Raw genomic sequence first — 14,910 nt, forward strand, 5'->3', positions numbered from 1 at the left:
CAGCGTTGTCGACCTCAGCGTTGTTCAAGTGCTGCTGAACAGAGTGCGGTGCGTCTCGATCCATTGCCAGAAGGTCCTGGCTGGTCGGCCCAGGACCTGCTCGACGTCGTTCGTCAGCGTCCGCTCGCCGCCGCTCCGGGTCAGGGCTGCGCCTCCTAGGGCGGCGGACACCACCGTCTCGTCCAGATCTGCCGCCCGCAACTGCTCCGCATAGACCTCCAGCGGTACGTCGACCACTCGCAACGCCAGCCCGAGTACGTCCGACATCACCGCCACCTGGTCCGGAACGCTCAACAGCGCGGGGCCGGTCAGCGTGTAGACGCGCCCATCGTGGGCTCCGGAGACCAGGACCTCGGCTGCCACCGCCGCGACATCTGCAGGGTCGATGAACGCGTGCTGACCATCCCCGGTCTGGTTGGGAATCGGCTGCCCGGTGCGCACAGCCGGCAACCAGCGCAGCACGTTCGACGCGAAGCCGGTTGGCCGCAGGATCGTCCACGCCAGGCCGCTGTCGCGCACCGCACGCTCACCGGCCGCATGCCAGTTCCCCGGCATCCCCTCGTCGGTGCTCCCGATCGCCGACAACTTCACGGTCCGGTGCACTCCGGCGTCGATCGCGACCGCGACCAGAGCCCGGTCGTGGTCCAGCACCCGTGGTCCCGGCGCGCTCAGCAGGAAAACGGTGTCAGCTCCGTCGATTGCCTTTCGCAACCAAACCGGATCCGCGAAGTCGCCCTGGACGAAGTCGGGAAGGGCTTTTCGCGTCATCCGGCGCACCGGGATGCCGCGGGCAATCAGTTGCCGGCTGAGCTCACTGCCGACGGTGCCGGTCGCACCCGTGATCAGAATCATGCCGCCACCCTGACCAACAGAACGACCCGTGGATAGGAAGTTTCGGTACTACGGAGTTCCCGGATCACCTGCTTACGCTCGAAGGCGTGCACGCGTGGATCGAGAATGTCACGCTGCAGGCGCAAACGACGCCGATCACCGTCCTCCCGCCGGACCCCGCGACCACGGTCGTCTGGCGGATGACGCACGCCGGCGAGAGCGACGTACTGATCGCAGGACCGCGCACCAGAGCGGCGTACCACACCTCGAAGGATCTGCCGGTGTGCCTGAGACTCCGGATCCGCCCGGGCCGTGCGCTGCCGTTGCTCGGCGCGGCCGCGGACGAACTGGTCGACCGGACCGTCCCGCTGAGCGACCTCACCGGGTCGTCGGCGAACGCTCTCGCCGGGCGCCTGGTCACCTATAAGGACGAACCCGAGCAGGCCGTCGAGGTTCTCGGCGACTTCCTCCTCGGGCGACTGCCGCGCCGCCTGCCGGATCGTTTGGAGCTCGTAGGCGAAGCGGCCGCCGAGCTGGCATCAGAGGCAGCACCACGCACAGTAGGAGAGACCGCTCAGCGCCTCGGAGTGAGCGAGCGGTACCTGCGGCGCGTGTTCCGCGAGGCAGTCGGCGTGTCGCCCAAGCACTTCGCCCGGATCACCCGTGTACGCACTGTGATCGCGCACGCTCGCCGCTCCTGGTCCGACGCCGCGGCGTGCGCCGGCTACACCGACCAATCCCACCTGATCGCCGACTTTCGCTCCCTGATGCGCGTCACTCCCGAGGCCTACGCGACCGGCCGTGTGCCCTTGAGCACCTGTTAGCCGGGCAGGGCGTTCCACTGCTCCAACGTGGAAACGAGCAGCGTTGTCGTGGGGAGCGCCGCGAACTCGGAGCGGGTCACGAACTGCGCGTCCAACGCGTCGTCACCGGCCGTGAGCGTGCCGCCCACGGCAGTCGCCGCGTAGTCGCGGATCACGTACAGCTGTCCGCGCGGGCCCGGCCGTTCGACCTCACCCACGAGATCGCCGACCTCGACGGTCAGCCCGGTCTCCTCCGCGACCTCCCGCGCGACCGCGGTCGGATCGTCCTCACCGGACTCGACCCGGCCGCCAGGAATCGACCACAGTCCCCGGCCCGGCTCGTTCGCTCTCCGTACGACGAGCAACCGGTGCTGCTCGTCGTACACCAGGGCACCTACGCAGTCGACGCGCTCCATGCACCCCGAGGATAGGTGTTCTGTGCACAAGTGCCAGGCCCCAGAGATGAACGCGGCTAGCATCAGCGGTGACAGTTGACCTCCGGCGAAGGGACGCGGCCCGCATCGTGCGCATCGACCTGCACACCCACTCGAACCGTTCGGACGGCACCGACACGGTGGACGTCCTGATGAGGCACGCGCAGCAGGCCGGGCTCGATGTGATCGCGCTCACCGACCACGACACCGCCGACGGCTGGGTGGACGGCCGGCGGGCCGCCGAGGAGCTCGGCATCGGGTTCGTCCCGGGGCTGGAGATCTCCTGCAAGCTCAACGGGATCAGCGTTCACCTGCTCGGTTATCTCCTCGACCCGACGTACGCCCCGCTCGCCAAGGACCTGCAGGTGGTTCGCGAGGGCCGCACCGACCGGATTCCGACGATCGTGGCCCGGCTGAACAGCATCGGCGTACCGCTCACCGTCGACGAAGTGCTGGCCCAGGCGACGGGTACGCCGTCGGTCGGCCGGCCGCACGTTGCCGACGCGTTGGTCGCGAACGGGACGGTCGCCAACCGCAGCGAGGCGTTCGACCGGTTCCTCGCCGACGGCCGCGCCGGCCACGTGCCGCACTACGCGCTCGAGCCGGGCGCTGCGATCGAGCTGGTTCGTGAGGCCGGCGGCGTGCCGGTGATCGCGCACCCGTGGGGACGGTCGAGCTACAAGGTCATGACCGAGGAGAACTTGGCCGGCCTCGTCGCGGACCACGGTCTGGCCGGGATCGAGGTCGACCACCAGGACCACTCGCCGGCGTCGCGGGAGGCGTTGCGAGCGATCGCAAGGAACCTCGGCATCATCTACACCGGCTCCAGCGACCACCACGGCCTTGGCAAGATCGACCACGACCTAGGTGTGAACTCCACCGAGCCCGAGCAGTTCGAGCGTCTGCTGGACGTTGCCAAGGCCAACGCCGCGGCCTCCGGCTCCGTTGTTCCCGAGGCCTACCTGCCGTGAACAGCGTCATCAACCTCGGCCTGTTCAGCTCGGTGTTCGTCACGCTGTTCGTGATCATGGACCCGCCGGGCACCGTGCCGTTGTTCATCTCACTGACCGCGGGCCAGTCCCGCGCGGTGCGGAAGAAGGCGGCGTGGCAGGCCGTGCTGGTCGCGTTCGGCGTGATCGTGGTGTTTGCGGCGTTCGGGCAACAGATCCTGCACCGCCTCGGGATCACGCTGCCCGCGCTGCAGTGCGCCGGCGGCCTGCTGCTTCTGCTGATCGCGCTGCAGTTGCTGACCGACACCGCCGAGGACCCGGTGCAGACCAAGAACGTGAACATCGCGTTCGTTCCGCTCGGTACGCCGTTGCTCGCCGGGCCGGGCGCGATCGTGGCCACGATGGTGTTCGTGCAGCGGGCGAACGGCTCGCTGCCGGACGTGGTCGCGATCTCGATCGGCATCATCGCGATCCATCTGGTGATGTGGCTGACGCTGCGGTTCTCCGGCGTCATCATGCGGATCCTCGGGGAGAACGGCGTACTGCTCGTCACCCGGATCGCAGGTCTGCTGCTGAGCGCCATCGCCGTACAACTGGTCGCTGACGCGGTCACCGACTTCATCAAGGCGGGGTGACGTGCTTCCCGGAATGCCGAAGCGGTTGTTCGTCGCGACGCCGACGAAGCTGCTGACGTTCGCGGACTGCAAGCGGAAATACCGGTACACGTACCTCGAGACGCCGCGGCCGCCCAAGGGTCCGCCGTGGGCGCACAACACGGTCGGCGCGATCGTCCACGAGGTGCTCGCCGACTTCTTCGGGCGCTGGCCCGCGTCCCGCCGTACGCCGGACGAGGTCGTCGCGAAGATGCGGTCGAGCTGGCGGAGCGAGGGGTTCCGCGACGAGCAGCAGTCGCTGGACTGGCGCGACCGGTCGACCGAGATGGTGCTCGGGTACCTGCGGGACTCCGATCCGTACTACGAACCTCGCGGAGTGGAGCGTACGGTCGCCTTCACCACCGAGCGGGCCTCGCTGCGCGGACGGGTGGACCGGATCGACGAGCGGCCGGCGCGTGACGGGAGTGGTGGTACCGAGCTGGCGATCGTCGACTACAAGACCGGTCGCCGCCCACTGACCGCTGTCGACGCTCGATCCTCGTTGGCGATGGCCCTTTACGTGCTCGGCGCGCGCCGCGTCCTGCACAAGCCGTGCACGCGTGTCGAGCTCCACCACCTGCCGACCAACACCGTCGCGGCCGCGGACCACGACGAGGCCTCGCTCGGACGGCACCAGAAACGCGCCGAGTCGATGGCCGACGATGCAGCCGCCGCCGAAGCGAAATGGGCCGAGGGACTGACCCCCGCAGAGGCCGACGACACCTTCCCGCCGGAGCCGTCCCCGCTGTGCGGCTGGTGCGACTTCGCCAAAATCTGCCCCCAAGGCCGCCGCGAAGCCCCCACCCGCGACCCCTGGGCAGGCCTCGACGAGCCATCCCCGATCCCGCTGGAAGAGGCCGGCTGAGTTTCCGCGGCAGCTCGACAGTACGTATACGCCCACTGCCAGGTCAGCGGGCGGGTGCGCACGCCTGACGAGCGGGTCGATCGGCGGACACATCCTGTCGAGCTGCCGCCGTGCCAGCGCCGTGTGCGTGGGGTGCCAGCGGGTGGGGGGAGCCTGAGGGGGAACGAAAGGGGTCCGCCTGATGGGTGCGAAGACTGTGAACAAGTTGGCGGTGCCGGGGGCGACGCTGCACTACGAGGTCGCCGGGTCGGGGCCGGTGCTGTTGCTGATCGCCGGCGGCGGGACCGATGCCGGGGTGTTCTGTGGGATGGTCGGGCAGCTCGCCGCCGAGTACACGGTGGTGACCTACGATCCGCGCGGCAACTCGCGCAGCGAGTACGTCGGGGACGCGACGGACGAGACCCTCGTGCAGTCCGCCGCGGACGCGCTGGCCCTGATCGATGCGGTCGCCGGCAGCGAACCGGCGTACGTGTTCGGCAGCAGCTCCGGCGCGATCACCGGGCTCGAGTTGATCACACGCCACCCCGAGCGGGTGCGGATGCTGGTCGCGCACGAGCCGCCGTGCACCGAGGTACTGCCGGGCTCCGACGCGGACGACGCGCGGGCGTTCTTCGCCGACGTGTACGAGACTTACCGCAAAGACGGGCTGACGGCGGCCGATGTCGTGTTCATGATGGGCACCGGCATGGACGACGACGCGATGCCGCCGATGGAGGACCTGCTGCCGGAGTACCGCGAACTCGCGGAGCGGATGCAGGCGAACGCGCCCAACTTCTACGAGCACAAATTGTTGCCGTTCACCCGGTACGAGCCGGATCTGGACGCGTTGAAGCGGGTGGCCGATCGCATCGTCCCGGCGGCCGGGCTGCAGTCGTACATGCATCTTCCGGGTCGGCCGATCGAGGTCATCGCGGACCACCTCGGCTGGCCGGTGGTCATGTTCCCGGGCGGGCACGGCGGGTACGCGAGCCACCCGGGACCGTTCGCCACCCACCTCGCTCATCTGCTGAAGAGCGAGACCCTGTAGGTTCCTGTACCTTCCGGGCACCGGCCCGGGCGTGGGTCTGAGGGGTCCCACGTCCGGGCCGGTTATTTGTGTTGACGTATTCCCGTGGTCCGGCGTAGCGTCCCTCTTCTGCCTTTGACAATCGGCGTGGTTCAGCCATGCCGTCACAGTGGTGTCCGAACCCCCGGGTCTTTCCAGATTCGGGGCGGTTCTGCGTGCCGCTGTGGCTCTCGGACATCACCTGTTTCGAGAGGAGGTTGCGGGTGGGGGTCTACTGGGCGATCGCCGTACGGTCGTTCCGGCGGTTCTCGACGTACCGCATCGCCACCGCGTCCGGCGCGTTCACGAACACCGTTTTCGGGTTCATCCTCTGCGGCATCTACCTGACGCTGTGGCACGAGCGACCCGGCCTGGGTGGGTACGACACCGCGGACGCGCTCACGTTCGTCTGGCTGCAGCAGGGGCTGCTGATGCCGGTCGGGATCTGGGGCGCCACGACGACGGGGGAGCTGGGCGAGCGGGTCCGCAGCGGCGAGATCGCGGTGGATCTGTACCGGCCGACGCACCTGCTGCTCTGGTGGCTGTCGGTGGATCTCGGGCGGGCGATGTTCCAGTTGCTGGTGCGCGGCGGGGCGCCGTTGCTCGTCGGAGCGCTGGTGTTCGACCTCAAGTTCCCTTCAACGCCGCAGGCCTGGCTCGCGGTCGCGGCCGGCGTGTTCCTGGCGATCCTGGTCAGCTTCGGGATCCGCTACCTGGTCGCGCTGTCCGGGTTCTGGATCACCGACACGCGGGGGATGGAGCAGTTGGCGCTGGTGCTGTCGACGTTCTTCTCCGGGATGATCCTGCCGCTGGTGGCGTTCCCCGGCGCGATCGGAGCCATCGCCCGGGCGACTCCGTGGGCCGCGACCATGCAGGTGCCGATCGACATCTGGCTCGGCCGGAACCCGGGCGGGACCGGTTCGGCGCTGCTGTTCCAGCTCGGCTGGATCGTGGTGCTGCTGCTCGGCGCGCAACTGGTCACGTCGGTGGCGACCCGGAAGGTGGTGATCCAGGGTGGTTGAGCGGATCCTCCGGGCGCCTTCGCAGTACTGGATGCTGATCATGATGTGGGTGCGGTCGTCGATGGCGTACCCGGCGTCCTTCGTGCTGATGCTGTTCAGCTCGATGGTGCTGACGGTGATGGACTTTGTCGCGATCGTGCTGATGTTCAGCCACATCACGTCGTTCGGCGGGTTCTCGCTGGCGGAGATGGCGTTGCTCTACGCAACGGCCTCGATCACGCTCGGGATCGCGGACCTGTTCACCGGGTCGATCGAGCGGGTCGGGGAGCGGATCCGGACCGGGACGTTCGACGCGTACCTGATCCGGCCGGTGCCGGCGTTCCTGCAGACCGCGGCCGACGGGTTCGCGCTGCGGCGGATCGGCCGGCCCTTGCAGGCGCTGGTCGTGATGGTGTTCGCGTTCAGCCGGCTCGACGTGGACTGGACAGTTGCCCGCGGCATCATGCTGGTGGTGTCGATCGCGGCCGGGACGGTGATCTTCGGGGCGATCTTCGTGCTCGGGGCCGCGTTCCAGTTCGTGTCGGTGGATTCGGCGGAGCTGGCCAATTCGTTCACGTACGGCGGTCAGACGTTGACGCAGTACCCGTTGGCGGTCTTCGGCAAGGAGATCGTGCGGGCCGTGACGTTCGTCGTACCGCTTGCCTTTGTCAACTATTACCCGGTGCTGTACCTGCTGGGTAAGCCGGCCCCGTTGGGGTTGCCGTCCTGGATCGGACTGCTGTCGCCGCTGGTCGCGGTGGTGATGGTCGCGCTGGCATCGCTGGCGTGGCGGGCCGGCCTTCGTCGCTATCGCAGTACAGGGAGTTGAGCTCATGCCTGTTATCGAGTTGGCGGACGTTTCGCGTGCCTTCACCGTCACGTCGCGGTCCGGGTTACGCCGTACCCGGCGGGAAGTGCGGGCGGTGGACGGCATGACGTTCAGCGTCGAACCGGGGGAGGTGATGGGGTACATCGGTCCGAACGGGGCCGGGAAGTCCACCACGATCAAGATGCTCACCGGGATCCTGGTGCCGTCCGGCGGCTCGATCCGCGTGGCCGGGGTCGATCCGTCGCGGCATCGGCTGAAGCTCGCGCGTCGCATCGGCGTCGTCTTCGGCCAACGAACCACATTGTGGTGGGACCTGCCTTTGAAGGACTCGTTCGCAGTGCTACAGAAGATGTACGACGTACCCCTCGCACGTCACCGGGAGAACCTCGCGACCTTCGTGGAGCTGCTCGACCTTCGCGATCTGCTCGACGTTCCCGTTCGCCAGTTGTCGCTGGGGCAGCGGATGCGCGGCGACATCGCGGCGGCGCTGTTGCACGATCCAGAGATCGTCTACTTGGACGAGCCAACGATCGGGCTGGATGTGATCAGCAAGGCACGGCTCCGCGAGTTCCTGGCCCAGGTCAACGCGGAACGCCGTACGACGATCATCCTCACCACCCACGACCTCGACGACATCGAGGCGCTCTGCACCCGGGTGATGGTCATCGACCACGGCCACCAGATCTTCGACGGAACCCTGGACGGGTTGAAGTCCAGCCAGTCCGCGCCGCGCACGCTGGTCGTGGACCTGGCCGCCTCCCTGCCAGCGATCGAGGTCGCCGGAGCCACCGTCGTGAAGGTCGACGGTCCCCGCCAGCACCTCACGTTCCCAACCAGCACCAGCGCAGCACCTCTGCTGGCCCAGATCGCGGCCAACTACCCCCTCGTAGACCTCTCGGTCTCCGAACCCACCATCGAATCCGTCATAACCCAGCTCTACAACTCCGCCTAACCAACAGACTCACAGCTCCCGTCCTCTCTCCATCGACAGCTCCTGCCCGGCATCAAACCGCCGGTCCTCTCCGGTCGCATCCCCCCGATCGCGGCCAGCTTCTCCAGCTCCCCCGGGTCGCCAGCTCGCCGAACTTTCCACCAACTCAGCCTTCGCGGGATCACCGGCGTCTCTCGAGTCGTGGATTTCGGCGGCTGACTGCGCCTGACAGCAGCCTCAATCCACGACTCGCGGGTTCGGCGACCAACCAAACGCCACGACTCGGCGTGATGGCGGACGAGAATTGGCTCTGCAGGGTCGACGCCACCCGTGCGATGCTGCCGGCCGGCGGGTTGTTTCAGCGCTGACGTGAAACAACCCGCCAGCGGTCACAACAACCTGCCAGCCGCGCAGATAGCCGGCCCGACGATCTGGTCGGCCAACGTCCGCTGGGCGAGCGCTCGGAGCCGAGCACTTGGGGAGGTTTGTCTACCCGAATCGGGCAGGAAACCTCCCCAACCCGACGCCTCTGCTATGTGAGGTCGGCGGCCATCGAGGCGAAGACGATCTCGGGGTGCATCGCGTCCTCGTCCCGTTGCCAGTCGCGGACCGGGTCCGGGTTCTGGTCGGCGTCGACCCGCCCGACGCCGTCGGCGATCAGCCGCTTGGCCTCCGCGATCCCGATATCGGTGTACTGCGCTTCGCCGTTCACGAAGTAGTCGTCCCGCACGCCCTCGTTGCGATGGAACTTCCCGGTATTGGCGACGTACGTCCAAACGTCTTCATCCACCAACGCCGCCACCCAGATCCGCCGCTCACCCTGACTCACAAGAAACAGCCGTGTCACGCCGGCCGCCTACTCGTTGGAGCCGGCGGCCATGGCGAGCACGTCGGGGAGGGCGAGCGGATTCGGGTCTGCGCGCCACTTGGCGAGTGACGTCGCGGAACGAGTCTCGTCGAGCATGCCGACCCCCTGATCGATCAGCCGCCGAGCCTCCGCTGGCCCGATCGGCTCATAGTCGAGGTTGCGTACCATGTAGAAGTCGTTGCGCAAGGCATTGTTGTTGTGGAACTTCCCGGTGTTCGCGACATACGAATACATCACCTCATGCGCCAGGGCAGCAACCCACACCAAGCGCTCCTCTTCCTTGACCAAGTAGAGCCTCATCGCGCAATCCCATCAGTCTTGTCGAACGCGGTGGTGCGTGGCGTCTGCCGCTCGCCTCGTGGTGTCCCACGCCCGTTGTCCACAGGGCGCAGCCTGGAGTCACTGTAGTTGTTCACCTGAACGCGTGTTCCGCCCAGTTTCGTCAACCCGTCGATCCCCTGTGGAGGCGCCAACGTCCTCGAGGCCTCGACGGACCGCCGCCTGGCCTCCGTACGCTCCTCCAACGTGGCGGTCGCGCTGCGGTCGATCTCGTACCAGGGCGTTGTCATCTCCTTGACCTTCGCGGACGCGACCGAATGGAACTGGACCTCGACACGCGGACAGCCTGAGATCGTCATCCCCGCATGGATGCCCTTGTACCTCGAACCTTCGGTGTACGAGTGCATCGCTGCCCTGACGTGCCAGTCGTGACTGTTCAGCTCGTCGACGGTTTGCCGAGCTGCCGCGACCAGTTCGTCAGGATTCTCGGTCAGCGCCGTGTAGCGCAGTACGTCGTCGATCGGGAGGTGCTGGTCGGCGTCCATCCAGTCGGCAAGCTTGCGCGCGAGGGACTCTGGTGACTTGACTCGGCGGTCCAGCTGGTGCGGCATGGTGCCTGACGGAAGTGAGTCGAGGAACTGAGCGGTCACGGTGGGTTCCACAGCCACTGCCTGTTCGAGAAGGCGCAGGCTCCGCTCGGTTGCTTCGGGACCGTAGCGGCGGCTGATCTCGGCTGCGGAAGGTGGGACGTTGCCCCAGTCGAGGGGGCGGGTGTTGTTCAGGGCTTCGTGGAGGGATTTTGGGGTGGGTGGTAGGGCTGGGGCGCCTGGCATCTGGTCCCCTTGGTCGGTTGGGTTGTTCTTTGACCGTAGGGAGTTGGGAAGGGGTTGTGGGGTGGGATTTGGGATCTGTGGATAACTCGGGTGGGTTACGGAATGGGTGGGGGTGGTGACCTTGGGGTGGTGGGGTCGTTGAAATGCGGGTAGGACCCAACCGGGTGGGCTGATCGGGGGTAGAGAAGGTATGCCGACGATGACGGGTGAGCCGGTGGTGGGGGTGCAGGGGCCGCCGGGGGACGGGCCTGGGTTCGTCGCGTGGGTGCGGCCGCATCTGGTGGCGATGGCGCGGTTGGCGGGGCGGCTTGCGGTCGGGGCGGACCGGGACGACATCGTGCAGGAGGCGCTCGCGCGGGCGTGGGCCAAGCGGTCGCAGTACGATGCGAGCCGCGGTACGCCGTCTGCCTGGCTGCTCGCGATCACCGCGGATCAGGCCCGGAAAGCGGTACGCCGGATGCGCCCGGGCGGCGCGTCCTTGTCGCTGATCGACGAGGTCACGGGTGCGCCGGTGTCACGACCGGATCTCGACGCCCGGATGGATGTCGACCACGCGATCATGTCGCTGTCGGCACGGCAGCGGCTCGCGGTCGACTGCTACTACTTCGCCGATCTGTCGATCGCCGACACCGCCGCCGTCATGGGCTGCTCCGAAGGCACCGTGAAATCCACCCTCTCCGACGCGCGCAACCGACTCCGCACCCTCCTGGAGGTGACCGAATGAAGCAGACCGATGAAGTCGACGACCTGTTGACCCGCGCTGGGGCTCGCTGGCGGGCTGATCAGGAGGCGCCGCCGGAGCCTGATCTCGAGTACATGCTGAGCGGCGGCCGCAAGCACCGTCGCTGGGTGCCCGCCCTCGCCGCGGCCAGTGTGGCGGTGGTCGCGGCCGGCGTCCTCGCCGTACTCCCGAACCCGAAGACCCCGACGGCAGAAGCCCCGGCCAGTCCCGTCGCCAGTGCCCCCGCCGGCAGTACGCCGAACGCCGGGACCCCGGAGTCGTTTGCCCAAGGCAACGACAATCTCCTGGTGAAGCCCGGCGACAAAGTGCAGGTGAACGGCAAGATCGTCGCCGTCCCGGGCAAGACGGCCGTCTTCTGCCCGCCGTTGGCCGTCCCAGCCATCGGCTACCCGCCCGGTAAGGAGCCGGCCCCGAGCTGCCCCGACGATTTCGCGGTCAAGCTCAACGGCCTGGACCTGGACAAGGTCCCCGGGATCACAACGGTCAAGGGCGTCCGCGTTGGCGCCGCGGCGGTCACCGGCATCTGGCGAGGCGGCGCGATCGACGTCGAAGAACAGTCGGCCGAGAAACCGCAGTCCTACCCAGCGCAGAACGAACTGCAGTGCCCGGTTCCGCCCGGCGGCTGGACGTCGAAGCCGAGCAACATCTCCTCGACCGCGGTGACCAAGTTCCTCGCCGCGCACGCGGCCCAGATCGACGGCCCGATCTTCCGGTACCCCAACGGCACCAGCCGCGGCGCGCCCGTGGTGATCCTGATCGGTATCGCGCACGGTGACGCGACCGCGTTCCGGGAGGCCTTCGAGAAGGTGTACCAGGGGAACTACTGCGTCGTCCCCGTCCTGCTCAGCCGGTCCGACAACGAGCGCATCAGCAATGCGATCGGTGACCTGATGAGTAAGGACAAGACGCTCGGCATCTACGGCGCCGGCGGATCCGGGATCTACGGCGGCGGCGCATCCGTGTCGCTCGTGGCATACACCCCGGAGGTGAAGGCTGCGTTCACCCCGCTCGGCCTCGACCTGATTCGGTTCTGGCCGCAGGTCCGACCGGTCAGGTAGTCGTCAGGCTCGGGTAGTTGTGGAAGAAGTCCACGAGGAGGCGGGCGGTTGCTGCGGGCTGGTCGATGGCTGGTGAGTGGCCGGCGTCGGGAATGACCTCCGCCTCCACCCCCAGCGCTGCGGCCATCGCCTGCTGTACCGGGATCGGCCAGCCGTCGTCGGTCTCGCCGTACAGCACCTGTGTGCGTACGCCGGACTTCGCGAGTTGGTCGGTCTTGTCCTCCGCATCCGTCAGCCGGCGAGTGATCTCGGCCAGGCTGGTCGGAACGTTGCCGGTGAACCGCTTCCGCAGGAACGCCGCGACGTCCTCAGGTGGAGCGACGTACGCACGGCCCTTGCTGTCGTGGTCGAGCTTCATGTCGTACACCTGCTCGATCGGCAGGTTCTCCAGCCCGAACGCGAGCATCTGCAAGCTCTGCAGCGTTGCCTCGTCGGTGAACGCGGCAGGTCCCGAGCAGAGCAGGCTTATCGTGGAGAACACCGACGGGTCCGTCAGCACCGCCTCACGCGCTACGAGCCCGCCGAACGAGTGCCCGACCAGCTGGCTGTACCCGCCCAGCGCCTTGCTCATCGCCACCACGTCCGCGCCCAGCTCCGCCAGCGAGTACGCCGACCTGTCGGACGGACCTGTGGTCTCGTACTGACCACGTTGGTCGACAGCCACCGCGCGCCACCCGTACCGGCACAGGTGGTCGACCAGGGGAGTGAAGTCCTCCTTGCTCCCCGTCCACCCAGGCACGAGCAGGACCGTGCCGAGCGGCGTACCGAGCTCCGGTACGGCGGTCAGCGTGGCGAACGCACCACGGTCGGTCTCGAGTGTCTCGGATCGCACCCCATCGGGCAGCGTCAACGTACGCGGCGTACTCACAAGTAGAGCGTACCGACGAACGGGTAGTGGTCGCCCGCGGGCAGGTGCCGCCCGGGTGTGTCAGGCGAGTACGGCGTCGGCGGGGCGGACCTCTACCCGTCGTTCGGTACGCGGTGTGGTCGGTGTTCCGCAGTACGGCACAATGGGCCGGGTGCCTCGCACTCTCGCGGTCGCCAATCAGAAGGGCGGCGTCGCCAAGACGACCACCGTCGCCACCCTCGGCGCAGCCCTGGTCGAGCTCGGCCAACGGGTGCTGCTGGTCGACCTGGATCCGCAGGCCTGCCTGACGTTCTCGGTCGGCATCGACCCCGAGGACCTGGACAAGTCGATCCACCACGTCCTGCTCGGCGGTGTGCGCGCCCGCGACGTGCTGATCGAGCTGGACGATGCCCCGGACCTGCTGCCCGCGACGATCGCGCTGGCGACCGCCGACGTACAGCTGGCCCGGGAGAGCAGTCCGGAGCAGGTACTGCGGACCGCAATGCGCACGCTGCGTTCGTCGTACGACTGGATCATCGTGGACTGCCCACCGACGCTCGGCCTGCTCACCGTGAACGCGCTGTCGGCGGCGTCCGACGTACTGATTCCCTTGCAGTGCGAGACATTGGCGCATCGTGGCGTAGGGCAACTACTCGACACAGTGCACGACGTACAGCGGCTGACCAACCCCAGCCTGCGAGTGCTCGGCGTACTCCCGACCCTGTACGACGGACGCACGACGCATGCCCGCACCGTCCTGGAGACGATCGCGGACACGTACTCGCTGGACGTGCTGCAGCCGGCGATCCCGAAGTCGATCCGGTTCGCGGAGGCGCCCGCGATCGGAGAGACCGTACTCAGCACGGCGCCGGCCTCGCCCGGTGCGAAGGCCTACCGGGCGTTGGCCGGCGCACTGCTTCACTGACCGCTGTTGGCCGCCGATGGTGGCAGAGCCGCCGGCCGCCGACGCAGCTTGCTCCGGAAGAGCCACAGCGGTACGAGGATGATCGCCAGCAGCACCAGGAACGGCAGTAGCGCGCCGACCGCGGTCGCGATCGAAGTGAACGCTGCGGTGAAGGCATTCCAGCCGCTCTTCAGGCCCGCCACGAAGCCCTTGTCTTCCTTCGGCTCGGTGATCGCCGGCGGCTTGCCCTTCTCGGTCAGCGTCAGCGTGAGCGTCGCGAGATCGGTCTGCAGGGCCAGGTTCTTCTGCTTGGCCAGTAGCGATTCCAGATCGGCCTCACGGCGGGTGAGCTCGCTCTCGACCGAGACGATCTCGCCGATCGTGTTCGCCTTCGCCATCAGCGCGCGCATCCGGTCCAGGCTGGCGCGCTGGGACTCGATCCGGCTGGCCACGTCGACCACCTGCTCGGTGACGTCGGTCGACTCCTGGTGGATCTGCGTGCGTTTGCCGAGATCGGAGAGCCGCTGGATAGCGGTCTCGAACGACTTGGTCGGGACCTTGAGGACCAGGTTCGACCGCGTGATCTTGCCGTCGGAGTCGCTGCCGGTGTCCTCGGACGCCACCTGACCCTCCAGGCTGCCGATCGCGGCGACCGCCTTCTGCCGCATGCCGGAGACGTCGTCGCCCTCGACGGCCAGCGAGCCGCTCTTGATGATCGCCCGCGTGATCGCCGGCTGTTCGTTGCCGCCGCCCCCGGCCGCCTCCCACTTGCCTTCGGTCGGTGCCTGCGGTTTCGCGTTGCCCGCCGACTCACCGGAGCCGGAGCCCTGCTTCGCGGCCGGCGCCGGCGCGGCGTCGCCACTCGTGCTGTCGTTGCCGCTGGCACCACAACCGGCCAGTACCACGACCCCCACGACAGCCACCACGGCTGTTGCCGCTCTGATCCGCCTCATCACCCAGCCCCTCTCTCGTGGTTTACCGCCCTAGGACGGCCCACGTGGGGCTGGGTGTTGCAGCTTCAGATCACCATTCGGAAA

At 67.8% G+C, this 14,910-nt stretch carries 18 protein-coding genes; 11 read left to right on the forward strand and 7 right to left on the reverse strand.

Annotated elements, in window-relative coordinates:
- Positions 1-24: 24 nt before the first annotated feature.
- Positions 25-852: an NAD(P)H-binding protein gene (locus EV647_RS25270; RefSeq protein ID WP_134006950.1), complete on the reverse strand. Its 828-nt coding sequence runs from the start codon at positions 850-852 to the stop codon at positions 25-27.
- An 86-nt stretch (positions 853-938) separates the two neighbouring features.
- Between EV647_RS25270 and EV647_RS25275 the strand changes: the two genes are divergently transcribed.
- Positions 939-1,655, forward strand: coding sequence for a helix-turn-helix transcriptional regulator (locus EV647_RS25275; RefSeq protein WP_134006952.1), 717 nt, complete (start codon positions 939-941; stop codon positions 1,653-1,655).
- Here EV647_RS25275 and EV647_RS25280 read toward each other — a convergent pair.
- Positions 1,652-2,050, reverse strand: coding sequence for an NUDIX hydrolase (locus tag EV647_RS25280; RefSeq protein WP_134006954.1), 399 nt, complete (start codon positions 2,048-2,050; stop codon positions 1,652-1,654). The two genes, EV647_RS25275 and EV647_RS25280, sit on opposite strands and share 4 nt — an antisense overlap.
- A 68-nt stretch (positions 2,051-2,118) precedes the next feature.
- Between EV647_RS25280 and EV647_RS25285 the strand changes: the two genes are divergently transcribed.
- The 7 genes from EV647_RS25285 to EV647_RS25315 all read left to right on the forward strand — a co-directional run bounded on the left by EV647_RS25285 (position 2,119) and on the right by EV647_RS25315 (position 8,363).
- On the forward strand, positions 2,119-3,039 hold the full coding sequence (locus EV647_RS25285; protein ID WP_311136382.1) for a PHP domain-containing protein: 921 nt from the start codon (positions 2,119-2,121) through the stop codon (positions 3,037-3,039).
- Positions 3,036-3,653, forward strand: coding sequence for a MarC family protein (locus tag EV647_RS25290; protein ID WP_133785617.1), 618 nt, complete (start codon positions 3,036-3,038; stop codon positions 3,651-3,653). The genes EV647_RS25285 and EV647_RS25290 overlap by 4 nt, the downstream gene beginning before the upstream one ends.
- A 1-nt stretch (position 3,654) precedes the next feature.
- The gene (locus EV647_RS25295) at positions 3,655-4,536 is read left to right on the forward strand and encodes a PD-(D/E)XK nuclease family protein (protein ID WP_238177379.1); all 882 of its coding nucleotides are present in this window, start codon (positions 3,655-3,657) and stop codon (positions 4,534-4,536) included.
- A gap of 181 nt (positions 4,537-4,717) precedes the next feature.
- A complete protein-coding gene (locus EV647_RS25300; protein WP_134006956.1) occupies positions 4,718-5,563 on the forward strand; it encodes an alpha/beta fold hydrolase in 846 nt (281 codons plus the stop codon).
- Between the two features lie 242 nt (positions 5,564-5,805).
- Positions 5,806-6,603, forward strand: a complete 798-nt coding sequence (locus EV647_RS25305) for an ABC-2 family transporter protein (protein ID WP_202876309.1) — start codon at positions 5,806-5,808, stop codon at positions 6,601-6,603.
- Positions 6,596-7,411, forward strand: coding sequence for an ABC transporter permease (locus EV647_RS25310; protein ID WP_238177380.1), 816 nt, complete (start codon positions 6,596-6,598; stop codon positions 7,409-7,411). Before EV647_RS25305 ends, EV647_RS25310 begins: the two co-directional genes overlap by 8 nt.
- Positions 7,412-7,415: 4 nt before the next feature.
- Positions 7,416-8,363, forward strand: a complete 948-nt coding sequence (locus EV647_RS25315; RefSeq protein WP_134006960.1) for an ATP-binding cassette domain-containing protein — start codon at positions 7,416-7,418, stop codon at positions 8,361-8,363.
- A 511-nt stretch (positions 8,364-8,874) separates the two neighbouring features.
- Here the strand turns inward: EV647_RS25315 and EV647_RS25320 are convergent.
- The 3 genes from EV647_RS25320 to EV647_RS25330 form a co-directional block, all read right to left on the reverse strand.
- Positions 8,875-9,132 carry a hypothetical protein gene (locus EV647_RS25320; protein ID WP_238177381.1) on the reverse strand — a complete coding sequence of 86 codons (258 nt, stop codon included), beginning with the start codon at positions 9,130-9,132 and terminating at the stop codon, positions 8,875-8,877.
- 66 nt (positions 9,133-9,198) lie between these two features.
- Positions 9,199-9,510: a hypothetical protein gene (locus EV647_RS25325; protein WP_134006964.1), complete on the reverse strand. Its 312-nt coding sequence runs from the start codon at positions 9,508-9,510 to the stop codon at positions 9,199-9,201.
- Positions 9,507-10,139 (reverse strand): hypothetical protein, encoded by a 633-nt coding sequence (locus EV647_RS25330; protein WP_134006966.1) that lies wholly within the window; start codon positions 10,137-10,139, stop codon positions 9,507-9,509. Before EV647_RS25330 ends, EV647_RS25325 begins: the two co-directional genes overlap by 4 nt.
- Before the next feature lie 373 nt (positions 10,140-10,512).
- Between EV647_RS25330 and EV647_RS25335 the strand changes: the two genes are divergently transcribed.
- Both EV647_RS25335 and EV647_RS25340 read left to right on the forward strand, forming a co-directional pair.
- The gene (locus EV647_RS25335) at positions 10,513-11,046 is read left to right on the forward strand and encodes an RNA polymerase sigma factor (protein ID WP_134006968.1); all 534 of its coding nucleotides are present in this window, start codon (positions 10,513-10,515) and stop codon (positions 11,044-11,046) included.
- Complete coding sequence (locus EV647_RS25340; protein ID WP_134006970.1) at positions 11,043-12,122, forward strand: hypothetical protein; 1,080 nt, start codon at positions 11,043-11,045, stop codon at positions 12,120-12,122. The genes EV647_RS25335 and EV647_RS25340 overlap by 4 nt, the downstream gene beginning before the upstream one ends.
- On the opposite strand, the gene EV647_RS25345 is transcribed toward EV647_RS25340, so the two are convergent.
- Positions 12,115-12,990 carry an alpha/beta fold hydrolase gene (locus EV647_RS25345; RefSeq protein ID WP_134006972.1) on the reverse strand — a complete coding sequence of 292 codons (876 nt, stop codon included), beginning with the start codon at positions 12,988-12,990 and terminating at the stop codon, positions 12,115-12,117. The two genes, EV647_RS25340 and EV647_RS25345, sit on opposite strands and share 8 nt — an antisense overlap.
- Before the next feature lie 142 nt (positions 12,991-13,132).
- Between EV647_RS25345 and EV647_RS25350 the strand changes: the two genes are divergently transcribed.
- Entirely contained in the window at positions 13,133-13,894 is a 762-nt protein-coding gene (locus EV647_RS25350; protein WP_134007625.1) for a ParA family protein, read from the forward strand.
- Here EV647_RS25350 and EV647_RS25355 read toward each other — a convergent pair.
- Positions 13,888-14,826 (reverse strand): DUF4349 domain-containing protein, encoded by a 939-nt coding sequence (locus EV647_RS25355; protein ID WP_134006974.1) that lies wholly within the window; start codon positions 14,824-14,826, stop codon positions 13,888-13,890. The two genes, EV647_RS25350 and EV647_RS25355, sit on opposite strands and share 7 nt — an antisense overlap.
- Positions 14,827-14,910 lie beyond the last annotated feature (84 nt).

This window comes from Kribbella sp. VKM Ac-2566 (assembly GCF_004366005.1).
Lineage (GTDB): Bacteria > Actinomycetota > Actinomycetes > Propionibacteriales > Kribbellaceae > Kribbella > Kribbella pratensis.